Here is a 23330-nt window from a genome sequence, read left to right as displayed (position 1 = left end):
TCGACGGACGGAGCAGTCATGTCAACGACACCGCAGGTCCCGGTCAGCACCCCCGGCAGCCCCGGTGGCCCCGGTGGCCCGAGCGGCCCCGGCACCCCCGGCGGCCCGTCGGGCGAGGGGTCGGGGGCCGACGAGTTCGCCGAGCGGTTGTTCACGTCGGCGCTCGGCGCCCTCGACGTCTTCTCGGTCTACCTGGGTGACCGGCTCGGCTGGTACCGGTCGCTCGCGGCCGACGGGCCCGCGACCACGGCCGAGCTCGCTGCCCGGACGGGGACGCAGGAGCGCTACGCACGCGAGTGGCTGGAAGGCCAGGCGGTCGCGGGGATCCTCACGCTCGTGGCACCCGACGCACGGGGGCCCGCGCAGGGTGACGCTCCGCCGTCGGGCACGCCGGGTGGTGCCGGGCGACGCTACGCCCTGCCGCCCGGCCCCGCCGAGGTGCTGACCGACGAGCACAGCCTCGCGTACCTGGCGCCGCTGCCGCGGCTCTTCGCGGCCGTGGGGCGGACGTTCGACGAGCTCCTCGACGCGTACCGCGACGGTGGCGGGGTGTCGTGGGAGCGGCTCGGCGCGGACGCGCGCGAGGCGCAGGCGGACCTCAACCGGCCGTGGTTCGAGCACGAGCTCGCGGGGGCTCTCAGCCGAGCGCCGGACCTGCACGCGGTCCTGTCGCGGCCCACCGCGCGCGTCGCGGACGTGGGCTGCGGGGCAGGGTGGTCGACGGTCGCGCTCGCACGCGCCTACCCGCAGGCCCGGTTCGACGGGTACGACGTCGACGGCCCCTCGGTCGACATGGCCCGGGCGAACGCGCACGCCGCGGGCGTCGCCGACCGCGTGGTGTTCCATGCCGCGGACGCCGCGGCCCTGCCCGCGGACGTGCCGCTCGACGCGGCCTTCGCGTTCGAGTGCACGCACGACATGCCGCGCCCGGTCGAGGTCCTGTCCGCCGTCCGGCGCGCCGTCCTGCCCGACGGCGCCGTGGTCGTCATGGACGAGGCCGTCGCCGAGGAGTTCGCCGCGCCAGGAGACGAGGTGGAGCGGCTCATGTACGGCTTCAGCCAGTTCGTGTGCCTGCCCGACGGGTTGTCGTCGTCGCCGTCGGTCGGCACGGGCACCGTCATGCGGCCCGCGACGCTCGAACGGTACGCGCTCGACGCCGGGTTCGAGCGCGTCGAGGTGCTGCCGATCGAGGGGTTCGGCTTCTTCCGGTTCTACCGGCTGCACCACTGAGCCGCCCTGGGCCGCCGCTGAGGTGCCCTGGGACGCCGCTGGGCCGCCGCGTCCCGGGACGGGCGCGCGGGACGTCAGCCGGCGCCGGACCGCCGACGCGGACCACGGGTCAGGGCGAACGCGACAGCCCCCACGGCGAGCACACCCGCCCCGGCAAGGACCGACGCCCCCGGAAGGAGAGCCGCCACGACGAGGCACCCGACCAGGCCCACCAGCGGGACCGCCCGGGGAGGTCGGCGTTCCGCGGCCGTCAACGTCAGCGCGCTGGCGTTGGCGATCGCGTAGTAGACCAGCACGCCGAACGAGGAGAACCCGATCGCCGCACGCACGTCGCTGGTACCTGCCACGAGCGCCACGATCACACCGACGACGACCTCGGCCCGGTGCGGGACCTGGAAGCGCGGGTGCACGACGGCCAGCGACCGGGGCAGGTAGCTGTCCCTGGCCATCGCCAACGTCGTGCGAGACACACCGAGGATCAGGGCGAGCAACGCTCCGAGAGCGGCGACGCCGGCACCGACCTGGACCAGGGGGGCCAACGACGGTGCACCGGCCAGGCGGACGACGTCGACGAGCGGGTCGGGTGAAGCAGCCAGGCCCTCGGGACCGAGCTGCCGGAGTGCTGCACCTGCGACGAGCACGTAGAGCAGGAGCGTGACACCCAGCGAGATCACGACAGCCCGCGGGATCGTGCGAGCCGGGTCGCGCACCTCCTCGCCGAGAGTGGCGACGCGGGCGTAGCCGGCGAACGCGAAGAAGAGCAGGCCTGCGCCCTGCAGCACCCCGGTCACGGTGGCGTCACCCAGCGGGGTCCACTGCGCGGAAGCCGGTCCCGAGAAGGATGCGACGGCAACGGCGCAGAGCACCCCGAGCACCACGGCCACGATGCCGCGCGTCACCCACGCGGCCTTCTGCACCCCGAGGTAGTTGACCGTCGTCAGGACGACGACCGCAGCCACGGCGACCGCGTTGGCGTGCTGCGGCCAGACGTAGAGCCCGACGGTGAGGGCCATCGCCGCGCACGAGGCCGTCTTGCCCACGATGAACGCCCACCCGGCGAGGTAGCCCCAGAACGGTCCCAGCCGCTCGCGCCCGTACACGTACGTCCCGCCCGAGGCCGGGTACAACGCCGCCAACCGGGCCGTGGACGTGGCGTTGGCGAACGCGATCACCGCCGCCACGGCGAGCGCGAGCAGCAGCCCCGATCCCGCCACGTCGGCCGCAGGACCCAGTGCGACGAAGATCCCCGCTCCGATCATCGAGCCCAACCCGATCACCACGGCGTCGAAGAGTCCCAGGGAACGCTTCAGGCTCGTCACCAGCGCCGTCGGCGAGTCGTCCAGCGACTCCTGCGATCCTGGCGACACCCCTAGCCCGTGAGGAGCGAGATGACGAGCAGGGTGGCGACGATGGCTCCGGCACAGACGGCCAACCAGAGCAGGGACGTTCTCTTCATGAGCGGGTCTCCTCGTGGGGTTGGTGGTCGCGCAGGAGCGTGATGAACTCGTCGGCCATGTCGAGCGTGCGCGCGAGCTCTTCCCGGCGGGTCTGCGCGGCCGTGATGTAGCCCTCGAGCCGCTGGGCGAGCGCGGGTGACCGGTCGCCCGCGGCGGCCGCGATCTCGTCGACGACGGTGAGCAGGTCGGACATCTCCTCGAGCGTGAAGCCCAGGGGCTTCATGCGGCGGATGAGCAGGAGCCGCTCGACGTCGGGCTCGGTGTAGAGGCGAAAGCCTCCGTCGGTGCGCCCGGACGGGCGCAGGAGGCCGACCTCGTCGTAGTGGCGCAGGGTGCGCAGCGAGAGCCCGGTGCGCTCGGCGACGGCCCCGATGTGCATGGTGGCCTCGCCGGTCGTCGTCGTGCTGTGCTCGCTCATGCGTCCAGTCTCCCCTGATTCTCCGCCGCCAACTCTACCCTCACGTTAGGGTAGAGTCTGGTTCCGGGTCGGCGCGAGCGCCCCCTTGCCGACGTCGGCCCACCCTCGACTTCGTGCGCACCGTTGCGCGCCCCCTGTCTTGTCCATCTGGGCCGGGCCGTGCGCCCGGGCCGTGGGGCTCTCGCGCGCCCCGAGCACCTGAACGGAGACACTCACCGTGTCCGACGAGCCCCGGGCGTCCCTGCCCGATCCCGCCCCTCACCCACAGCCCTCGACCGGGGCCCCCGAGGCCGACCAGGCGCACTCCGTGCTGGCCGCGTTGAGGTCCCCGCGGCGTCTCAAGACCGAGGTGCTGGCGGGCCTGGTCGTCGCCCTGGCGCTGATCCCCGAGGCGATCGCGTTCTCGATCATCGCGGGGGTCGACCCGCGCCTGGGCCTGTTCGCCTCGTTCACGATGGCCGTCTCGATCGCGTTCCTGGGCGGGCGCCCCGCGATGATCTCGGCCGCGACCGGTGCCGTCGCCCTGGTCATCGCGCCGGTCGCTCGGGAGTACGGCATCGACTACTTCATCGCGACCGTGATCCTGGCGGGCGTCTTCCAGGTGGTCCTGGGCCTCCTGGGCATCGCGAAGATCATGCGGTTCATCCCCCGCTCCGTCATGGTCGGGTTCGTCAACGCCCTCGCCGTCCTCATCTTCCTGTCCCAGCTCCCGCACCTGCGCGGCGTGCCGTGGATGGTCTACCCGCTGGTCGCGGTCGGCCTGGTCATCATGGTCCTGATGCCGCGCTGGACCAAGGTCGTCCCCGCCCCGCTGGTGGCGATCGTGCTCCTGACGGCTGCGACCGTGCTGGCCGCGATCACCGTCCCCACGGTGGGCGACCAGGGTGAGCTGCCGCGATCGTTGCCGTCGTTGTTCCTGCCTGACGTCCCGCTGAACCTCGAGACGCTGCGCATCGTCGCCCCGTTCGCCCTCGCGATGGCCCTGGTCGGGATCCTCGAGTCCCTGCTCACGGCCAAGCTCGTCGACGACGTCACCGACACGCACTCCGACAAGACCCGGGAGACGTGGGGGCAGGGCGCCGCGAACATCATCACCGGCTTCTTCGGCGGCATGGGTGGGTGCGCGATGATCGGCCAGACCATGATCAACGTGAAGGTCTCCGGGGCGCGCACCCGCATCTCCACGTTCCTCGCCGGTGTCTTCCTGCTGATCCTCGTCGTGGGCCTGGGCGACGTCGTCGCGATCATCCCCATGGCCGCCCTGGTCGCGGTCATGATCATGGTCTCGGTCGGCACGTTCGACTGGCACTCCGTGCGGCCCAGCACCCTCCAGCGCATGCCGAAGTCGGAGACCGCGGTCATGATCGCCACCGTCGCGGTCACGGTCGCGACCCACAACCTCGCCTACGGCGTCGTCGTCGGCGTCCTGGTCGCGATGGTCCTGTTCGCCCACCGCGTCGCGCACTTCACCACCGTCACCCGCCTGGACGCCTCCGACGCCGACGACCAGCGCGTCTACGCCGTCGAGGGCGAGCTGTTCTTCGCCTCCTCCAACGACCTCGTCTACCAGTTCGACTACACCGGTGACCCGAAGAACATCGTCATCGACATGACCGGCGCCCACGTCTGGGACGCCTCCACCGTCGCGACGCTCGACGCCATCACCACCAAGTACGCAGCCCGCGGCAAGACGGTCACCATCGTCGGCATGAACGCCGACAGCGCCGCACGTCACGGCCGTCTCGCCGGCAACCTCGGCGCCGGTCACTAGCGACCGCCGACCACGTCCGACAGGGTGCCGGGTGGCGCCCCGGCTGGCACCCTGGCCAGATGATCACCGAGCTGCACGTCGTCGACTGGCGCCGCCGCGTCCAGCACCTGTACGCGCACGTCCGCGACCTGGCGGCAGAGGACCCCGCCGCCGCGCACGAGTGCTGGGTGGCGTCGCGAGACGCCCTGCTGGCCGAGCACCCGGCGTCGCCGATCCTGCCCGAGGACCGCCCCACCTTCACCGGGGTCCCGGTCGCCCCGTACGACGCAGCATTGCGCTTCGAGGTGCCGCTCGTACCCGACCCCGCGTGCGGCACCCCCGACGCCGCCCGTCTCGACGTCCCCACGGGCACCGACGGCGTGGTGCCGTTCGAGCGCGTCGGGCGCCTCGACCTCCCGGGCCTGGGGTCGCTCGACGTGTGGGCGCTGCGGTCGTACGGCGGCGGGCTGTTCGTGCCGGTCAAGGACCGGTCGACCGCGACGTACGGCGGCGGGCGGTACCTGCTGGACACGATCAAGGGCGCGGACCTGGGGTCCGCGTCGACCCGTCCGGGGCCCGACGGCGTCGCGCCCCTGGTCGTCGACCTCAACTTCGCGTACAACCCGTCGTGCGCGTACGACCCGGCGTGGGCGTGCCCGCTCGCACCGCCCGGGAACACGCTCGCGGTCGAGCTGGCGTGCGGTGAGCTGACCAGCTCGCCGTAGCCAAGGCGCCACCGCACCTCAGTGCAGCAGCGTCTTCAACCCGATGATGAGCAGCCCGAACCCGGCCGCGACCGCGGTCTCCACGGTCAGCGCCCAGCCGCGCACACCCGCACGGTGCGCCGCGAGGTGGCCGACCACTCCCAGCATCAGCACCGTGAACCACAGCGCGATCAGCGCGGAGTCCGTGACGCCGAGCCCGAACACCCTGCCGACCAGGAAGACCGCGAGCGCCGGCACCCCGCCGATCAGCACCCACACCTCCTCCGACGCCGCGAGCCTGAGCCGCTCGGCGATGGTGTGGTCGGAGTCGCGGAAGCGGCCACCGATCGCGGACACGTACACGTGCGCGGCCCAGTACCCGACGAGGACGCCCGCGACCGCGAGGATCACGAAGTCGTCCGACGCGGAGTGCGTGCTGGAGACGGCGAGCATGAATCCGGACACCACGGCCCCGTAGAGGAAGTCCGCCGGGCCGCCGCGCGCGAACCGGTCGCTCATGGCGTCCCGCTGGGCGTGGTGGTCGACGTTCTTCCACGAGCGCGCCGTGCTCTCACCGCCCTCGACGCGTCCCTCGTCGGGGTCGCTCGCCCTGGCTTCGTCGCCGTCCGTCATCCGCGTCGCCTCCCGGTCGCACCGCCTGCCGCCGCCTCTCTCGTCACTGTAGCGACGCCGTCGGGCCTCTCGCGCGGCGACCTTCCGCCGACCACCTGACGAACGCAGCGCGCCCACCGCCCCCCGCCGCTGCTCGGCTGCCGCGCGCGGCGTGTAGCGTCGGCGTCCATGAGTGCCGCACGAAGCAACACGCACGCGCAGGCGGTGGACGCGGCGATCGAGCTGTTCACCCGCAAGGGCTACGAGCAGACGACGGTCGAGGACATCGCCGACGCCGCACAGATCAGCCGCGCCACGTTCTTCCGCCGTTTCCGCTCCAAGGAGGACGTGGTCTTCGCGGACCACGAGCTGCTCCTGGACGCGGTCGTGGTCCTGCTCGGCGAGACGCGTCCCGCGGCGCGCGGCGTGACGCCCGAGGAGCTCGAGAACGTCGACCCGTACGTCGAGGTGTGCCGGGCGGCTCGGCTCGTGTTCGACCACCACGTGGGCCAGCGCGAGACGTCGGTCGCACGGCACCGCCTGCTGCAGGACGTGCCTGCGCTGCGCGACCGCGAGCTCGTGACGACGCACCGCTACGAGCGCGCGTTCACGTCCTACCTGCGCGACTCGCTGCCTGCGGACACCCGCAACTCGACCGCGTCGGTCGCGTTCGCGGCGTCGGTCGTCGCGGTGCACAACGCGATCCTGCGCCGCTGGCTGCGCGACCCCGACCAGGACCTGCGCCCCGAGCTCGAGGAGGCGTTCGCGGACCTGCGTCGCGCGGCCCGCAACCCCGTCGGCCCGACGGCGGAGCCCGCCCCCGCGTCCACGTCGCCCGCGCGCGGCTCGGAGGACGGCGCCGCACGGACCGATGACGCACCCGCTCGGCGTGTGGTCGTGACCGTGCTCGACGCGGACGCCGACCCCGACGAGGTCGCGCGAGCGGTCCGCGACGCGTTGAGTGCGTGACTCGGCCGCGACTCGCCGGGCGTGTCGCCGCCGAATCATGCACTCAGCGTCGCGCTGACGGGCCCCGGGGAATGCCCGGGTAGCATCGGCGGTTGCAGCACACAGCAAGCAGTACGCACGAACGTGCTCCGGGGTCGGTGCAATTCCGAGCCGGCGGTGACAGTCCGCGACCCGCGCCCACGCGCGGTTGACCTGGTGGAACTCCAGGACCGACGGTGAAAGTCCGGATGGGAGGAAGCACGTGCGGCACGGCCGTCCCCGGCCGGGTCGGGCACGACGATCCGTCGAGCCCGCCCACGACCGGCGGTAGCGGTCCGGCCGTGGTGAGCGACGCCGTCGGGAAGCCCGGGAGGGCGCGCCGACCCGCCGCCCGCCCTCACCCCGGAGCCGACGCGCCCGGGACGACGAGGAAACACCCCATGGACCTGATCCACGCGCTCTTCGACGCGCAGCTCACGATCGGCGACCAGCACCTGCTGTGGCGCGAGATCGTGGGCAACGGGTTCGGGCTGGCGTCCGCGCTCGGTGGCATGCGCCGCAAGATCTGGGCGTGGCCCGTGGGGATCGTCGGGAACCTCCTGCTGCTCACGGTGTTCCTCGGGGCCGTGTTCGCGACGCCCAACCCCGTCAACCTGCTCGGCCAGGCCGGACGGCAGGTCATGTTCGTCGTCGTGTCGGTGTACGGGTGGGTGCAGTGGCGCCGCACGCGCGACCGCCTCGGCGAGGCCGAGGCCGACAGCCACGGCGTGGCCGTGGAGCCGCGCTGGGCGACGTGGCGCCAGCGCGTCTTCCTGGTCGTCGCGCTCGTGGCCGGGACCGCGCTGCTGACCCCGCTCTTCCGTGCCCTGGAGTCGTACGAGCCCGTGTGGGCCGACGCCTGGATCTTCATGGGCTCGCTGCTCGCGACGTACGGCATGGCCAAGGGCTGGGTCGAGTTCTGGCTCATCTGGGTCGCGGTCGACATCGTGGGCGTGCCGCTGCTGATCGACGCCGGGTTCTACGCGTCGGCGTTCATGTACGTGTTCTACGGCGCGTTCACGCTCGTCGGGTTCTTCGTGTGGTGGCGCATCGACCGGCGCTCGAAGGCGCTGCTCCGGGAAGGCGCCTCGCCCGCTGCGTCTCCCACCGCCTCGTCCGGCGGGCAGGCCTGATCAGGCCCTTCGCGTCACCTCTTGCGTCCCGTTGGTCCGGGCGGATACTCGAAGGTGCGCCCCTGCTCGCGCGGGGCGCACCACGTCCGGGCCGGCGCAGGCCCGAGGGCAGGCCGCAGCCGGGACGACGCGGCAAGGCGGACGATCTCGACGGAGAAGGCGACACCATGACTCGACTCAACCCATACCTGAACTTCCGGGACGAGGCCCGTGCAGCGATCGAGTTCTACGGCGACGTGTTCGGTGGCGAGCTGACGATCAGCACGTTCGCGGACTTCCAGGCTGCCGACGACCCGGCCGACGCCGACAAGGTCATGCACTCCCAGCTCGAGGCGCCGAACGGCCTGGTCCTCATGGCCGCCGACACCCCGAGCTCGATGGAGTACACGTCGGGCTCCAGCATCTCGGTGTCGCTCAGCGGGGAGCAGGCCGACGACGGCGAGCTGCGCGGCTACTGGGACAGGCTGTCGTCGAGCGGGACCGTGACGGTACCGCTCGAGGTCGCGCCGTGGGGTGACGCGTTCGGCATGTGCGTCGACCGGTTCGGCGTGGGCTGGCTCGTCAACATCGCGGCCGCGCAGGGCTGAGGCCGCGTCAGGAACCTCCCGTAGGGGACGAGGCCTCAAAGTCTCGCAGCCAGGTCTTGACCTCCAGCCCCCACGTGTAGCCGCCCAGGTGGCCGTCGGCCCGGTGCACGCGGTGGCACGGGACGAACAGAGTCACACGGTTCACCGCGCACGCCCTCGCGGCCAGGCGAGGCGCCTCCGGGAGTAGCGTCCCGTAGGTCGTCGTGGCGCCTGCGGGGACCGCGCGGAGCCTGCGCCAGACGTCCTGCATCCGAGGAGTGCCGGGCTGACGCACCGCGACGCGGTCGAGCGCCCCGAGGTCGCCCTCGAGATAGGCCGCCACAGCTGCTGCGGCCCGGCTCGCCCCCTCCTGCCGCGTCCGTACCCGCGCCGCGACCGTCGGCACCCCGAGCGCGCCCGTGACCTGTTCCAGGTCGGGGGCAAAGCCCGCGAGCACGAGCACCTCACCCTCCGTGACGACCCAGAGCGGGCCGACCGGAGTCCCGACTCGCTCGGCCGTCGCGGCCGTAGCCGAGCCCGCGGCCGTGTCGCTCGTCCCGGCGCGGCTCACCTCCGCACGACCGTCCCGTAGGCACGGTCGAGGTGGACGAGCGGCTCGACGTCCGGCCGCCCGTGGACGCCGACCACCCGACCGACGACGATCTGGTGGTCCGCGACGTCGAACCTCTCGACCACACGGCAGTCGAGCGAGGCGACGACGCCGGCCAGGCCGGGCGTCCCGGTACCCGGCAGCACGTGCCAGTCGACGCCGTCGAACGCCTCGGCCCCGCCCGAGCGGGCGAACAGGCTCGCCACCTCGTGCTGACTGTCGGCAAGCACGTTGACCGCGAACGCGCCCCGGCTGCGCAGGATCTCGCACGTGCGGGAGCGGTGGTCGAGCGAGACGAGGACGGTCGGCGGATCGAGCGAGACGGACAGCACGGCGCTCGCCGTCATGCCGTGGGGCCCGTCCGCCGTGGCGGTCGTGATGACCGTGACGCCCGTGGGGAAACGGCGCATCGCGCCGTGGAACGACGTCGCGAGCGCGTCCGCGGGCGCGCCGACCGGAACTGGCGCGCCGACCGGAGGGGTCCCGCCGACCTGACGGGTCACCACACGGGAGCCTCGGGCGCCGGTCCGAGGAGCGCAGGGAAGTGCGGGGCGACCTCCTCGACGATCTGCTGCACGGTCTCGGACGCGGGGCGAGCACCGTGCTGGACCCCGAGCGCGCCGTGGTTCACGCCCGCGTCCTGCCAGCGCTGCAGCAGGTCGAGCAACCCGTCGGTCCCGGTGCGGAGCACGAACCCGCCCCGCAAGGCGGTGGGCCTGGAGCTCCGGTCCTCGACGAGGTCGAGCCACTCGTTGGTCGCGACGGGGCGGAACGCACCGCCCGGCACGAGCTCGCGCCAGGCAGCGATCTTGCGCCCGAGTGCGGCCGGTCCGTCCTGGGTGACGGTCGCCCCGGGGTAGACGAGCCAGCCGTCGGCGTTGTCCGCGATCCACTGCGGCGTCTGCTGCGACGAGCCCGTGACCACGAGCGGGACCCGGCGGACGACGGGCTTGGGGAGCAGGTCGACGCTCCCGTCGAGATGCCCCAGGTCGCCCGTGAGGGTCGGGCTCGTGGACTCGGTCAGCGCCCGGAACCACTCGACGGCCTCGCGGTACCGCTTCCCCCGGGTCGCGAGGTCGAGCCCGTACGCCGGGAACTCCTGCCCTCGGTCTCCCGAGGCGGCCCCGAGCACGAGCCGTCCGCCGCTGAGGTGGTCGATCGAGGTGGCCTGCTTGGCCAGGTCGATCGGGTGGCGCAGCGAGAAGACCGCGCTGCCTGCGGCGAGGGAGAGCCTGCTCGTGCGGGCGGCGAGCCAGGCGAGGTACGTCCACGGGTCGTAGACCTGCCCGACGTCACCGAAGCCCGGCACGTTCAGCGGGACGTCCCGGACCCACAGCGCGGCAAGCTCGGACTCGTCGGCACGGCGGACGACCTCGCCTTGGCCGGCCATGCCCCTCATGTCCCCGGCGTAGGGCCAGAGCGGCAGGAACAGGCCCACGGTCAGCCGTCCCGGCGCGAACATCCGGGCGAATCCCGGGTGCTCCTGGGTCAGAGGGTTCGGGTCGGTGCCCGGTCCTGGGTGCTGCTGCATCACGCCTCCACTAGATCGATCGTTCTAGTGGACCGTAGCAGACGCTAGAACGATCGTTCTAACAGGGGGTACGCTTGAGGCATGAGCAGCCCCGACGGCACGACGGAGACCTCCACCGCGCCCGACACCCGGACCCGACTCGTCACCACGACCGCCTCCCTGCTCCAGCGCCAGGGCTACGAGGCCACGAGCATCAAGCGGATCACCACGGACGCGGGAGCCACGTTCGGGTCGCTCTACCACTTCTTCCCGGGCGGCAAGGAGGAGCTTGCGGCCGAGGCCCTGCGCTTCGGCGCCGACGACTTCGCCCGGCTGCTCCGCGAGGGGCTCGCGAGCACCGAGGACCCGGCCGAGGCCGTCGCGAGCTGCGCACTCCTGCTCGCCGACACCCTGCGGGAGTCGGAGTGGACCGACGGCTGCCCCGTCGCCGCGACCGCGCTCGAGCTCATCGGCCGCTCCCCCCTCCTCCAGCAGGCCTCCGACGACGCACTCCGCGACTGGCGCGCCCTCATCGCCGACAAGCTCCGCCGCGGCGGGCTCCCGGACGACGCCGCAGACTCCTTGGCCTGCACGGTGCTCTCGACGCTCGAGGGCGCCGAGCTGCTGAGCCGCGTCTCGGGCGACGACGAGCCGCTCCGGCTCGCCGCACAGCACCTGCCGGTCCTCGTCGAGGCGGCCAGACAAGGGGACTGATACTCCGTCTCTTGACCTGAGACGCGATATCACGCACCATGGGAGCATCGCCCGACACCGACGTCCGGCCCGAGCCCCGGGAGCACCCCCATGACGATCGAGAACCCCGTCCGCCGCACCGTGACCGAGCCGGACTACGACCTCTCGCAGCCCCTCGACATCGACTACGCCGGCGCGTTCTCGGACGCGACCCCCGCAGACCGCGACCTTCAGCAGCGGGTCCGCACGTTCGTCCAGGACGAGGTCCTGCCCGTGATCGACGGGTACTGGGAGCGTGCCGAGGTCCCGTTCGGCCTGGCCAAGCGCATGGGAGAGCTCGACTTCCTGCGCGACGGCGTCGACGTCCCCGGCGCGCCGCCGATCAGCCTCATGGGTGCAGGCCTCGCCGAGATGGAGATGTCGCGCGGCGACGGCTCGGTCGCGACGATCTGCGGCGTCCAGGGCGGCCTCGCGCTCCGCTCGATCCAGCTCCTCGGCTCGGACGAGCAGAAGGCCGCGTGGCTCGGCCCGCTCGCGCGCGGCGAGAAGCTCGGCGCGTTCGCCCTGACCGAGCCCACGCACGGCTCGGACTCGGTCTCGCTCGAGACCACGGCCCGCCGCGAGACCCGCGACGGCGTCGAGGGCTACGTGATCGACGGCGAGAAGAAGTGGATCGGCTTCGGGTCGTGCGGCGACGTCACGGTCCTGTGGGCGCGGTCCACCGAGGACCAGCAGGTCCACGGGTTCCTCGTCCCGCAGGACACCCCGGGCTACGCGGCCACGACCATCGAGGGCAAGGTCTCGCTGCGCGCGATCTGGCAGGCCCACATCGTCCTGACCGACGTTTTCGTCCCGGCCTCGGCCATGCTCCCGGGCGGCCGGTCGTTCAAGGACACCGCACGCGTGCTCCAGGCGACGCGCCTCGGGGTGGCGTGGTCCGCCGTCGGGCATGCGACCGCTTGCTACGAGACGGCCGTCGCCTACGCGAAGCAGCGCGTCCAGTTCGGGCGCCCGCTCGCCGCGAACCAGATGGTCCAGGAGCGCCTGACCCGCATGCTCTCGACCCTCACCCAGATGCAGCTCCTCGTCGCGCAGATGACGCGCCTCGACGAGGCGGGCACGCTGAGCGGCCCGCAGGCGTCGATCGCCAAGTACACGTGCACCCGCGGCGCCCGCGAGATCGCGGCGAGCGCGCGCGACATGCTCGGCGGCAACGGCATCCTGCTCGCGAACCGCGTCGCGCGGCACTTCGCGGACGTCGAGGCCCTGCACACGTACGAGGGCACCGAGAGCGTCCAGGCCCTCATCGTGGGCCGCGACATCACGGGCGTCTCCGCGTTCGCGTAGCCCCTCGTCGGCGGCGCTCCCCCGTACCGGGAGCGCCGCACCCGCCCGACCTCGACCCTTCCCACGGAGCACCTCATGAGCAACGACGCACACGTCCCCGTCCTCCTGCACGGCGCGCGCACGCCGTTCACGCGCTTCCAGGGCGCGCTCGCGTCCCTGTCGGCGAACGAGCTGGGTGCGCACGCGATCCGCGGAGCGCTCGACGCGGCGGGGGTCGAGGCGGCCGACGTCGACGCCGTCGTCATGGGTCAGGTCATCCAGGCGGGCGGCGGGCAGGGCCCCGCCCGCCAGGCCGCGATCGCCGCCGGGATCGGCTGGGACGTCCCGACCGTCACGATCAACAAGCTGTGCCTGTCAGGCCTGACCGCGATCATCGACGCGGCGCGCCTGATCCGCACGGGCGAGGCGTCCGTCGTCGTCGCGGGCGGCCAGGAGTCCATGACGAACGCGCCGCACCTCGTGCTCGGCTCGCGCAAGGGCTTCGCGTTCGGCGACGTGACCATGGCGGACTCGCTCACGCACGACGGCCTGCGCGACCCGTTCGACGGCCAGATCATGGGCGAGGCCACCGACCGCGGCTGCGCGACGCGCGGCATCGGCCGCGCCGAGCAGGACGAGTACGCGGCCCGCTCGCACGCCCTCGCCGCCGCGGCCCGCGCGGAGGACCGCCTGGCCGAGGAGATCGCGCCCGTCACGGTCCCGCAGCGCAAGGGCGAGCCGGTCGTCGTCGCCGACGACGAGGGCATCCGTCCCGGCACCACGGTCGAGGCGCTCGCGGGGCTGCGTCCTGCGTTCGTGAAGGACGGCACCATCACGGCCGGGTCCTCGTCGCCGCTGTCCGACGGCGCCGCGGCGGTCGTGGTCGTCAGCAAGGCCTTCGCGGTCTCGCGCGGCCTCACCTGGCTCGCCGAGATCCGGTCGGCCGGCCAGGTCGCGGGCCCCGACAACTCGTTGCACTCCCAGCCTGCGCGCGCGATCACCCGTGCGCTCGAACGCGAGGGCATGAAGGCCGACGAGCTCGACCTCGTCGAGATCAACGAGGCCTTCGCGGCCGTCGCGCTCCAGTCGATCGCGGACCTCGGGGTCGAGCCCGCGGTCGTCAACGCCGACGGCGGCGCGATCGCCCTGGGCCACCCCGTGGGGGCCTCGGGCGCGCGCCTCGCCCTGCACCTGGCCCTCGCGCTCCAGCGCCGCGGGGGCGGCGTGGGCGTCGCCGCGCTGTGCGGCGGCGGCGGTCAGGGGGATGCGCTGATCCTGCGCGCCTGAGTCGTTCCTCCTCGCGTCGCGCGGTGCTGCCTCACCGCGCGACCCAGCGGTCCGCCCGGGCCTCCTCTCCGTCCGGGCGGGCCGCTTCTTCGTGCCCGACGGCGCCCCCGTCCACGGCGCCCTGCTCTCCCTCCGTGCGTGGCGCCGTCGTGCGACGATGAGCCCGTGCCCGAGACCACCGCCGCCCGGCCCCTCTCGACCGGACGCCGGTTCCTCGCCTGGATGCTGCGCTCCCCCTGGGCCCTGGTCGCGGGCTTCGCGCTCGTGCACGCCTGGCTGATCGTCGACGCCCTGACCTGGGGGTACCGGATCTCGGGCGACGTCCAGCTCTACTGGTACTGGGCCCGTGCGGGCTGGGACCGCGGGATCTGGCCCGTGCTGGACTACGACTGGGTGTACCCCGTGGGGGCCCTGCTGCCGGTGTCGGCCCCCGCCGTCGTCGGCACGTCGTTCGAGGCGTACTACGCGCAGTTCCTGGCCCTGGTCGTCGTGCTCGACGCGGTCGCGCTCTGGTTCCTCGCGCGCCTGCCGGGGCGCGGCCGGGTCGCGGCCTGGTGGTGGCTGCTGTTCCTCGTCGCGCTCGGGCCGATCTTCCTGGGGCGCCTCGACGGCGTGGCCGGGGCGCTGCTGGTCGTCTCGCTGGCGGTCGCGGTCCGCCGGCCCGCTGTCGCGACGGCGATCGCGACGTTCGGCGCCTGGGTCAAGATCGCGCCGGGTGCCGTGGTCGTCGCACTCCTGACGACCGCGAGGCGCCCGTGGCGCACCGTGATCCTGCCCGGCGCGGCGGTCAGCGTCGTGGTCGTCGCGCTCGCCCTGGCGGGTGGTTCGGGCGCCCGGGTCCTCGGGGTGTTCGGCACGCAGGACTCGCGCGGCCTGCAGTCCGAGTCGGTGTTCGCGACGCCGTTCAGCGTCCTGCGGCTCGTCGATCCGCAGTGGCGGGTCTGGATGAACCCCGACATCCGCACCCTGGAGATCCTCGGTCCCGGCACGAGCACGACCGGCAGGCTCCTCGACGTGCTGCTGCCCCTCGCGGTCGTGGCGATCGCCGCGACCTCCTGGTGGGCCGTCCGCCGCCGGCCCGAGGCCCGCACCGACGTGTTCCTCCTCGCGGTGACGGCGCTGCTGCTGAGCCTCATCGTGTTCAACAAGGTGGGCTCGCCGCAGTTCGTCGCGTGGATCGGGCCCCCGGTCGCCGTCGCGATCGCGCTCGCGGGGCCGGGCGCACGGCCGGTCTGGTCGCCTCCCGCCCTCGCCGTCCTGGGCACCGCTGTGCTGACCCAGGTGCTCTACCCGGTCGCGTACTGGGAGTTCACGGTCGGCACACCGTGGATCGTCCTCCTCGCGGCGGTCCGCAACGTCGCGCTCGTCGTGCTGCTCGTCGGGGCGGTGGTCCGGCTCGTCCAGCGGGGACGCCGCGTGCCGCAGGGCGCGACGCCGACCGTCGAGGCGGGGTCGTCGGCACCGCACGCACCGCAGGCACCGTCGGCACCGCCGGCGTCGTAGCCCCCCGGAGAACTGCAGGTCGTCAGCAGCGCGCCGGACGTTCCGGCACGTCGAGCGGACCCCTGTCGATTGAGAATGAGAGTGATTCTCATTCTCTGCTACGGTGTGCGAGGTCCGTCGCTCCTGCGTCGGAACCCATCCACCTACCGGAAGGACGGTGGGACCCGTCAGGGTCCCGTGACGCCATGACCAGCACCAGACACCGCAGCCTCGCCCTGGGGATCGCCCTCGCCCTGCCCGCCGCCGTCCTCGCCGGCTGCGCCACGGGCGAGGCCTCACCCGCCGCGTCCGACGCGGCAGAGCACGACCACGAGCACGAGCACGAGCACGAGCAGGGCGGCCACGGGACCGAGGCCGCGACCGACACCCCGCGCATCGCCCTGACCTACGACGGCGGGGTCGTCGTGCTCGACGGCACGAGCCTCGAACAGGTCGCCGACCTCCCGGTCGACGGCTTCACGCGCCTCAACCCCGCAGGCGACGAACGCCACGTGATCGTCTCCGCGGGCGACGCGTTCCGGGTCCTCGACCTCGGCACGTGGGGCGAGGCGCACGGCAACCACTCGCACTTCTACACGTCCGACCCGGCCTTCACGAAGGTCGAGTTCGCCGCGAACCACCCCGGGCACGTCGTCCGCCACGCGGGCCGCACGGTCCTGTTCAACGACGGCTCGGGGCTCGTCGAGTCGTTCGACCCGCACGACCTCGCCGACGGCACGCCGAAGACCACCACGTACACGACCCCGTCGCCTCACCACGGCGTCGCGGTCGAGCTCGAGAACGGGAACCTGCTGGTCACCGACGGCACCGAGGACGCCCGGTCGAGCGTCGTCGTCCTCGACAGCGGCCACCACGAGATCGCGCGCACCGACGCCTGCCCGGGGGTGCACGGCGAGGCCGTCGCGTCCGACGAGGCCGTGGTCGTGGGCTGCGAGGACGGCGTGGTCGTCTACGCGGGCGGCGAGCTGACCAAGATCGCGTCGGCCGACGCGTACGGCCGCATCGGCAACCAGGCCGGGTCCGAGGAGTCCGCGGTCGTCCTCGGCGACTACAAGGCGGACCCCGACGCCGAGCTCGAACGCCCCACGCGCGTCTCGCTCGTCGACACCGTGAGCAAGCAGATCACCCTGGTCGAGACCGGTGCGAGCTACTCGTTCCGCTCGCTCGGCCGCGGCCCGCACGGCGAGGCCCTCGTCCTCGGGACCGACGGGTCGCTGCGCGTCATCGACCCCGCGACGGGCGCGATCACCAGCACGATCCCCGTGACGGGCGCCTGGACCGAGCCCGACGACTGGCAGGCACCGCGCCCCACGCTCTTCGTGCTCGACCACACCGCGTACGTGACCGACCCCGCGACCAAGACCGTCCACGCGGTCGACGTCGAGTCCGGAGAGGTCTACGCGAGCACCACGCTCGACGTCGTGCCCAACGAGCTGACGGGCGTCTCGGGCCTCGCAGGCTAGCCGCCAACGCACCCCCCTGCCCGACGGCGCCGCGCGCCCCGGGCGGCCACCTCACGACGGAGAGGTGGTCGCCCGGGGCGCGCTCCGTCGTCGGGCACCTCAGGGGTTCGTGAGCGCCTCCTCGAGGCGGTCCAGCAGGCTCACCTGACCCGCGACCACCAGGTCGCGCGCCCGCGCGAGCGGCACCCACGCGACCCGGTCCAGCTCCGGGAACGTCGCCCGGCGGCCCGAGCGCGGCGGCCACTCCATCTCGAACGTGTTGCTCACCGCGGTGCTCACGTCGAGGTCGGCGCGGCGCGCCCACGCCCGGACCGTCTTGCCCGCGCGCTGCCGGACCTCGCCCAGGTCGACCTCGGAGCCGTCGGGCGGCGGCGAGCCCAGCTCCTCGGTGAACTCGCGCACCGCGGCGTCGTGCGCGTCCTCGCCGGGGGCGTGCTCACCCTTGGGGATCGTCCACCCGCGCTCGTCCTTGCGGGCCCACAACGGCCCGCCCATGTGGCCGAGCAGCACCTCGACCGCGCCGTCGTCCGCGACCCGGTAGAGCAGGAGCCCCGCGCTCGTGACCACGGCTCAGTACACCGCCGGGCGGGCCTGGAGCTCTGCGAGCACCGCCGGGTCCTGCAGGTTCATCCAGGCGATGACGTCCTGGTACGTCGCGCAGATCGTCTCGGGCTTGCCGCACGTCTCGAGCATGAAGTCCTTGGCCGCCGGGTTGAACGCGTTGCCGCTCCACTGGTTGAAGTGGTTCGCCACGAGCACCGGAGCACGGTTGCCCGTGAAGGCCGCGTCGTACATGTGGCGGTACGTGTCGAGGACCGCGGCCCGGATCTCCGGGGCCCGCTCCGGCTGGTTCTGAGCCTTGTTGAACTTGTACCAGAAGTTGTAGTCCATGGCCATGACGCTGCCGAGCGACGGGGAGCTCGTGGTCTGCATGCGGAACTCCCACACGCCGTACTCCTGCCTGGGCCACGCGATGCCGCTGCCCGGGATCGACGAGTCGTAGGTCAGCCCGTGCGCCGCCCACGCGGGGGCGATCTGGTCCCAGCTCCCCTCGAGGCACGGCGTCCGGCCACCCTTGACCTCGGACGCGGGGATCGCGAGCGGCGGCGTGCCCTGCAGGCCGTCGATCTGCTGCCAGCCGTTCCAGAACCCGAAGAACTGGTCGAGCTCGCTGTTCCAGTCGGCCGTGGACCACGACGCCCCGCCCGGCGGGTTGTCGGCGCAGAAGTGCCCGTTGTAGTGCGTCCCGATCTCGTGCCCCTCCATCCACGCCGCGTTGAGGTCGCCCACGAGCGTCGTCACGGTCGCCGCGTCACCCCCGAAGCTCACCGACGCCTTGCCCGTCGGATGCCCCGGACCCGTGTAGGCGTCGCGGTGGTCGTCCGTGAGGAGGTAGATGCCCGTGAGGAACCCCGTGAACCGCGCGTTCACCTGTGCCGCCGCCTCACGGAACTCGGTCCAGCGGTCGTGCCACCCGGCGCCGTCGAACGAGAAGATGACGAACTGCGGCGGGTTCTCGCCCGGCGCGAGACGCGTCATGGGCACGTTCGACGCGGCACGCGTCGGAGTCGGGGTGGGCGTGGGTGTCGGTGTTGATGTCGGGCTGGGGGCCGGTGCGGGTGCCGGCGTGGTCCGCTCCGACGGCGAGGCGCCCGCGGAGGGGCGCTCCGGCGTCGGGCCCGGGGACGCCGAGGGCGATCCCGTGCAGCCCGCGACCACCACCAGCGCCACCGCTGCGGCCGTCGCCCCGAGCGCCGCACGGCGCAGTCCCCCGACAGGTCGGGCCGAGCTCCACGACACGGGCAGTCCCTTCTGCGTGCGGGCAGTGCCCTCACGCTAGGGGATGCGGGGCCGGAGCGCCCGGGCGGCGGGATCGTCGGGCGGGTGAGTCCGCTCAGGGCGCCGGGACGTCCTCGAACACGCTGCCGGGGTTGCGCATCAACGCGGCCCGGTCGAGCGGCCACACCTTCGCGACCGCGGTGCCCACCACGTTCTCCATGGGCACGAACCCCTGCCCCGGCTTGTCCGTGTTGTAGCGAGAGTCCCCCGAGTTCTGACGGTTGTCGCCCAGGACGAACAGGTGCCCCTCGGGCACCGTCACGTCGAACGGGACCTCGCTCGGGGCCGAACCCGCCTTGATGTACGTCTCGTCGATCGGCACACCGTTGACCGACACCCGACCCTGCGCGTCGCAGCACGTCACATGGTCCCCCGGCACGCCGACGACCCGCTTGATGAGGTGCTCGTTCGCGTCCACCGGACGGATCCCGATGAACGTCAGGAACGTCTCCCCCGCCTTGACCAGCCCCGTCGACTCGTTCTGCGGCTGGCTCGCAAGCCAGCCGCCCGGGTCCTTGAAGACCACGACGTCGCCGCGGTGCACGTCGAGGAACCGCGGGACGAGGCGCGACGCCAGGACCCGGTCGTCCTCGATGAGCGTGTCCTCCATCGACTCGCTCGGGATGACGAACGGCTGGACCAGGAACGTCTTGATGAGGAACGAGATGATCAGCGCCGCGACGACGATGATGCCGACCTCGCGAACGAACGACCAGGGGCGGCGGGTGGGGGCGGGGTCCTGGTGCGTTTCGTGCTCCGCGTCGAGGTCGCCGGGCTGCTGGGGCGTTGACGGGCCAGCCGGGTCGGCCGGGTCCGGTGCCGGCCGCGCGGGGAAGACCGAGTCGACGTCGGGGGCTGCGGCGAACGCACCGGACGGTCTCGGCTGGTCGTCTGCGCTGTCGGCGTCGTTCGAGGTCACGGGGACACTCTTCCACCAATGGGCACGACCGGCCGGTTCATCTCGGGCGGACCGGACATGTCGCGACGGCGCGAGCGTCTGCGGCGATGCGCGACGGCGACCGACGACAACCCGGCGAACCGGTCAGAGGTACTGACCGACGTCCGCCTGAGGCTTCCACCGTCCCGACGTGGCGACGTCCCGCAGCGCCCGCTCGTCGAACGACGTCCCCAGCTCGAGCACCGCCCGACGCGCGACCTCGCGCAGGTCCGAGCCCGTGCACCAAGTCCCGCTTCGGCAATACGTACCGCTCGTCGAGGCCCGAACGGTGCAGCGCGAGAATTGTGTTGAAGCAGGCGTTCGCTGGGCGGCCGGGCAAATCGACGCGGGAGAGTTCGTCGTCGCGATGGCGAAGACTCAGGAGAGCCGTTCGATGTGGTCGAGCGTCCCGAGCACGCCCGCGCTCCCTAAGCGCGCGCAGCGAGCGAAGCGCAGGCCACGACGCGGGCGCCCCTGATCGTCAAGTGCTACGAAACCGCAACTTCAGTCGGTCGGCAACGCCCTCAGAGCTGGCCCCGTGCGCACGAGAGTGCTCCGCTATAGTCACAGGTCAAGGCAGCGCACAGGACCGAGGAGACATGGCAACTACCCGAAGACTAACGACGCAATCGATTGCATGGTTCTGGGATCTCTATAAGCGCAGCCTACTACAGCTCGACCCGCCGTACCAGCGGCGGAGCGTCTGGTCACAACCCTACAAAGACTACTTTATTGACACAGTCCTTCTTGGATATCCGGCACCTGCGATCTTTCTATACGAGGACATCCAGGACGACGGGACAACCGAGTACTCTGTGGTTGACGGAAAACAGCGATTGTCGGCTGTAATTGAGTTTCTGGAAGGCGCATTCCCGGTTAGCGAGTCCGCAACCGTTGAACGGCTCCGAGGAGCCTATTTCTCAGATCTTACGTCCGATGAGAAGCGCGACTTCTATCGCTACCAGTTCTCAATCGAGCAACTCCCCTCTACGGATGAGGGCACTCTGAGCAACATATTTGACCGAATTAACAAGAATGTTGCCCGCCTTACCCGTCAAGAACTTCGACACGCGAAGTACTCAGGCCAATTTGTTGGTGCAACCGAACGCCTTGCCGAATACTTGGAAGAGGAACTGGCCAAGGACTTTCCCCGTGTTGCAACACAGTCGCGGCGCCAAATGAAGGACGTCGAGTTTGTTGCACAACTATTGCTACTCACCGAGAACGGCGTCGCCAGCCAGTCCCAAGACGACCTAGATGCGGCCTACAGCGCAAAAGAAGAAGAATGGGAGCGTCAGTCGGAAGTCGAACAAGAGTTCCGCGACACAATACAGGCACTAAAGGGGCTCCAAGAAGGCATCCTCGCCAACCCCGATACCAAGAGATTGCGCAACCAGGCGGACTTCTATTCGCTTTACGGCACCGTCCTCGAATTGCAGCGCGATAATGAACTACCCAAACCGTCGACTGTGATCGAGCGACTCACAGCCTTCATGGTCAAGGTTGGCAGTGAAGACTCTCGAAGTGGCGACAAGGACGGGCGCCGCTACTACGACGCGGCAAGGTCTGCATCAAATGACGCAGCACAACGGCGCGACCGCATCCGCATCTTGAAGAACGTAATCCTTGCAAAGCAGGACCAAGGTGACGCCTGAGTCCGTGCGGACCGCGTACAACCAAGCCCTACCGGTGGTTCGCGAGGTCGAGCGCTACGTTCAGAAGACTCTCCGCCCAATGGCCAAGAGGAACGGCTACCTATTCCTGGATCGAGTAAAAAACGAAGAGTCGCTTGCCGAAAAACTTGACACGGGGAGGTTCAACTCCTGGTCTGAAGTAAACGACCTATACGCCGCTACCATCGTCGTACCACTCGTGGAGCACGAAGACGCAGTCCTGGCATTTCTCGATGGCGCCTTCTCGAGGAGCGAGGTCCGCGCCCGCTGGTCCACGAGGAAGGATCCATCCACCTTCAGATTCGACGGGCTGAGATGGTATGGAAACGTCCAGCCCGAAGTCGCATCAGAGAAGCAACCTGGGTTCGGAGAACTAGTCTTCGAAGTTCAGATCGTAACCGCATTCGAGTGGGCCTGGGGCAAGGTTACTCATGATCTGGTCTACAAAGGGGAGCATGCGGATTGGAAACGACTGCGCCTCGCTGCACACTTGAAGGCCAGCGTTGAGCAGATCGAATTGATGATCGCCGCATTCGACGCGGCATCGAGTCAGGTGAGATCTTCACCGTGGCCCGAGACCGACGCAGCCGAAGCTGTACTAAAGCGGTTCCGAATGTTCGTTGAGGAAGGACTTTTAGACGAAGTCGCCGCTCCACGCAGTTGGAACAGATTTGCGGATAACGTGGTATCTCTGGTGAAATCATACCAGCGTTCGGACCTTTCTGCCGGCGTGATCGAACTCCTCGACGCGATTGAGTTTGACCTGCGTGGCGGCTCCCTTACGCCTGTGAGCGTCAGCTACTTCCAGTACGTAGTTAGTTTCGTGAGTAGGCCGGATACGCCAGGCCATACCCGAAAGCACGTCGTAGTTCCATCCTCAGAATTCGAGCTTCTAGGCATTAGGGAGGGATTTACAAAACAGTTTGCATTTCCGGAACGCGCAGACAATGACTAGTACCCTAGTTATAGCAAGCGCGCAAGCGCGATTGATCACGTCCACCAGGTTCGGGCACCACACGACTCGCCCCTGGACGCTCCTAAAGCGGACCGTGACGAGGGTCCTGTTGTGACGGACCTTTGTGCGAGACGACTCCAGGCCCTCCGGATCGCCATTGGTCTCCCGTCAGCGCATATCGCCGGACGGTCTCGTGAGTTTTATTGCTTCAAAGACAGCAGTCAGTACGCAGGCGTTCCAAAGCGACCAAGTGGGTGGCTTCGTATCCCGCGCTCGCTGTAATGGCACACCCCTGTGACGGGGTCACCTCTGCGATTTGGTAGGTGCTGTCGACGTTCCGGCGTCGAGACCGTCAGTTCGCAGCGACTTGTCACCTGGGCGGGCAGGGCTCTGGATGCACGATCTGAAGTTCAGTCGCGAGACCTTCGAGGAGAATGTGCCCAGGTGGATCTACACAGTAGATAAGGCGATTCGGCTTCAAGAGGCACCGCCGCCTTGATCGGGATCGAAACGGGCACTGCTCGGTCGTGCCGCTAAGGTGCGACTGTCCGGCACTTCGTGCAGCACTCCCACCTAGGTGTACTGACTCGTTGCGTTGTTGACTCGGTCGATGGGTCGTAGGCCGCCGATGCCGAGGTGGGGTCGTTCTAGGTTGTAGTGCTGGAGCCAGGTAGGCA

23 protein-coding genes and 1 riboswitch are annotated in these 23330 nt (G+C 70.8%); of the genes, 14 read left to right on the top strand and 9 right to left on the bottom strand.

Annotated elements, in window-relative coordinates:
* Positions 1 to 18 precede the first annotated feature (18 nt).
* Positions 19 to 1230, top strand: a complete 1212-nt coding sequence (locus IE95_RS0100110; protein WP_084689630.1) for a class I SAM-dependent methyltransferase — start codon at positions 19 to 21, stop codon at positions 1228 to 1230.
* A 74-nt stretch (positions 1231 to 1304) separates the two neighbouring features.
* Here IE95_RS0100110 and IE95_RS0100105 read toward each other — a convergent pair whose 3' ends face one another.
* Together IE95_RS0100105 and IE95_RS0100095 are read right to left on the bottom strand one after the other, a co-directional pair.
* Positions 1305 to 2489, bottom strand: coding sequence for an APC family permease (locus IE95_RS0100105; protein WP_084689679.1), 1185 nt, complete (start codon positions 2487 to 2489; stop codon positions 1305 to 1307).
* A gap of 193 nt (positions 2490 to 2682) precedes the next feature.
* Positions 2683 to 3105: a MerR family transcriptional regulator gene (locus tag IE95_RS0100095; RefSeq protein WP_030143934.1), complete on the bottom strand. Its 423-nt coding sequence runs from the start codon at positions 3103 to 3105 to the stop codon at positions 2683 to 2685.
* Positions 3106 to 3322: 217 nt separating this feature from the next.
* Between IE95_RS0100095 and IE95_RS0100090 the strand changes: the two genes are divergently transcribed.
* Entirely contained in the window at positions 3323 to 4876 is a 1554-nt protein-coding gene (locus tag IE95_RS0100090) for a SulP family inorganic anion transporter (protein WP_030143933.1), read from the top strand.
* A 59-nt stretch (positions 4877 to 4935) separates the two neighbouring features.
* Positions 4936 to 5580, top strand: coding sequence for a DUF1684 domain-containing protein (locus IE95_RS0100085; protein WP_030143932.1), 645 nt, complete (start codon positions 4936 to 4938; stop codon positions 5578 to 5580).
* Positions 5581 to 5598: 18 nt separating this feature from the next.
* Here the strand turns inward: IE95_RS0100085 and IE95_RS0100080 are convergent, their stop codons facing one another.
* A complete protein-coding gene (locus IE95_RS0100080; protein WP_030143931.1) occupies positions 5599 to 6192 on the bottom strand; it encodes a hypothetical protein in 594 nt (197 codons plus the stop codon).
* Positions 6193 to 6360: 168 nt separating this feature from the next.
* On the opposite strand from IE95_RS0100080, the gene IE95_RS0100075 reads away from it, so the two are divergent.
* The 3 genes from IE95_RS0100075 (at position 6361) to IE95_RS0100065 (ending at position 8878) form a co-directional block, all read left to right on the top strand.
* Positions 6361 to 7140 (top strand): TetR/AcrR family transcriptional regulator, encoded by a 780-nt coding sequence (locus tag IE95_RS0100075; protein ID WP_030143930.1) that lies wholly within the window; start codon positions 6361 to 6363, stop codon positions 7138 to 7140.
* 119 nt (positions 7141 to 7259) lie between these two features.
* A riboswitch (FMN riboswitch) is annotated at positions 7260 to 7385 on the top strand.
* Positions 7386 to 7559: 174 nt separating this feature from the next.
* Entirely contained in the window at positions 7560 to 8291 is a 732-nt protein-coding gene (pnuC, locus tag IE95_RS0100070) for a nicotinamide riboside transporter PnuC (RefSeq protein ID WP_051702514.1), read from the top strand.
* 167 nt (positions 8292 to 8458) lie between these two features.
* Positions 8459 to 8878, top strand: a complete 420-nt coding sequence (locus IE95_RS0100065) for a VOC family protein (RefSeq protein ID WP_030143928.1) — start codon at positions 8459 to 8461, stop codon at positions 8876 to 8878.
* Between the two features lie 7 nt (positions 8879 to 8885).
* Here the strand turns inward: IE95_RS0100065 and IE95_RS0100060 are convergent, their stop codons facing one another.
* Genes IE95_RS0100060 through IE95_RS0100050 form a run of 3 tightly spaced genes read right to left on the bottom strand, consistent with a single transcriptional unit; the run spans position 8886 to position 10998 of the window.
* Positions 8886 to 9428, bottom strand: coding sequence for a methylated-DNA--[protein]-cysteine S-methyltransferase (locus tag IE95_RS0100060; RefSeq protein ID WP_030143927.1), 543 nt, complete (start codon positions 9426 to 9428; stop codon positions 8886 to 8888).
* Positions 9425 to 9970: a flavin reductase family protein gene (locus IE95_RS0100055; protein WP_129429454.1), complete on the bottom strand. Its 546-nt coding sequence runs from the start codon at positions 9968 to 9970 to the stop codon at positions 9425 to 9427. Before IE95_RS0100055 ends, IE95_RS0100060 begins: the two co-directional genes overlap by 4 nt.
* A complete protein-coding gene (locus IE95_RS0100050) occupies positions 9967 to 10998 on the bottom strand; it encodes a TIGR03571 family LLM class oxidoreductase (protein WP_051702512.1) in 1032 nt (343 codons plus the stop codon). The genes IE95_RS0100055 and IE95_RS0100050 overlap by 4 nt, the downstream gene beginning before the upstream one ends.
* 81 nt (positions 10999 to 11079) lie before the next feature.
* On the opposite strand from IE95_RS0100050, the gene IE95_RS0100045 reads away from it, so the two are divergent.
* The 5 genes from IE95_RS0100045 (at position 11080) to aztD (ending at position 17249) form a co-directional block, all read left to right on the top strand.
* A complete protein-coding gene (locus tag IE95_RS0100045) occupies positions 11080 to 11691 on the top strand; it encodes a TetR/AcrR family transcriptional regulator (RefSeq protein WP_036570230.1) in 612 nt (203 codons plus the stop codon).
* A gap of 90 nt (positions 11692 to 11781) precedes the next feature.
* Positions 11782 to 13017, top strand: a complete 1236-nt coding sequence (locus tag IE95_RS0100040; RefSeq protein ID WP_030143923.1) for an acyl-CoA dehydrogenase family protein — start codon at positions 11782 to 11784, stop codon at positions 13015 to 13017.
* A gap of 75 nt (positions 13018 to 13092) precedes the next feature.
* Complete coding sequence (locus IE95_RS0100035) at positions 13093 to 14283, top strand: acetyl-CoA C-acyltransferase (RefSeq protein WP_030143922.1); 1191 nt, start codon at positions 13093 to 13095, stop codon at positions 14281 to 14283.
* A 165-nt stretch (positions 14284 to 14448) separates the two neighbouring features.
* Complete coding sequence (locus IE95_RS0100030) at positions 14449 to 15786, top strand: glycosyltransferase 87 family protein (RefSeq protein ID WP_240666182.1); 1338 nt, start codon at positions 14449 to 14451, stop codon at positions 15784 to 15786.
* A gap of 185 nt (positions 15787 to 15971) precedes the next feature.
* On the top strand, positions 15972 to 17249 hold the full coding sequence (gene aztD, locus IE95_RS0100025; RefSeq protein ID WP_030143920.1) for a zinc metallochaperone AztD: 1278 nt from the start codon (positions 15972 to 15974) through the stop codon (positions 17247 to 17249).
* A 99-nt stretch (positions 17250 to 17348) separates the two neighbouring features.
* Here the strand turns inward: aztD and IE95_RS0100020 are convergent, their stop codons facing one another.
* Positions 17349 to 17816: an NUDIX hydrolase gene (locus tag IE95_RS0100020; protein WP_030143919.1), complete on the bottom strand. Its 468-nt coding sequence runs from the start codon at positions 17814 to 17816 to the stop codon at positions 17349 to 17351.
* Between the two features lie 3 nt (positions 17817 to 17819).
* Complete coding sequence (locus tag IE95_RS0100015) at positions 17820 to 18788, bottom strand: polysaccharide deacetylase family protein (protein WP_084689629.1); 969 nt, start codon at positions 18786 to 18788, stop codon at positions 17820 to 17822.
* On the opposite strand from IE95_RS0100015, the gene IE95_RS20940 reads away from it, so the two are divergent.
* On the top strand, positions 18787 to 19089 hold the full coding sequence (locus tag IE95_RS20940; protein WP_240666181.1) for a hypothetical protein: 303 nt from the start codon (positions 18787 to 18789) through the stop codon (positions 19087 to 19089). The genes IE95_RS0100015 and IE95_RS20940 overlap by 2 nt on opposite strands.
* Positions 19090 to 19143: 54 nt before the next feature.
* Here the strand turns inward: IE95_RS20940 and lepB are convergent, their stop codons facing one another.
* Complete coding sequence (gene lepB, locus IE95_RS0100010) at positions 19144 to 20007, bottom strand: signal peptidase I (RefSeq protein WP_129429455.1); 864 nt, start codon at positions 20005 to 20007, stop codon at positions 19144 to 19146.
* 617 nt (positions 20008 to 20624) lie between these two features.
* Here lepB and IE95_RS19910 point away from each other — a divergent pair.
* Both IE95_RS19910 and IE95_RS19905 read left to right on the top strand, forming a co-directional pair.
* Positions 20625 to 21680, top strand: a complete 1056-nt coding sequence (locus IE95_RS19910; RefSeq protein WP_084689628.1) for a DUF262 domain-containing protein — start codon at positions 20625 to 20627, stop codon at positions 21678 to 21680.
* A complete protein-coding gene (locus IE95_RS19905; protein ID WP_084689627.1) occupies positions 21670 to 22653 on the top strand; it encodes a nucleotidyltransferase family protein in 984 nt (327 codons plus the stop codon). The genes IE95_RS19910 and IE95_RS19905 overlap by 11 nt, the downstream gene beginning before the upstream one ends.
* Positions 22654 to 23330: the final 677 nt, after the last annotated feature.

Source organism: Oerskovia turbata (assembly GCF_000718325.1).
Classification (GTDB): Bacteria; Actinomycetota; Actinomycetes; order Actinomycetales; family Cellulomonadaceae; genus Oerskovia; species Oerskovia turbata.
Note: the sequence above shows the minus strand (reverse complement) of the source record. Positions and strands in the feature narration are given on the sequence as shown.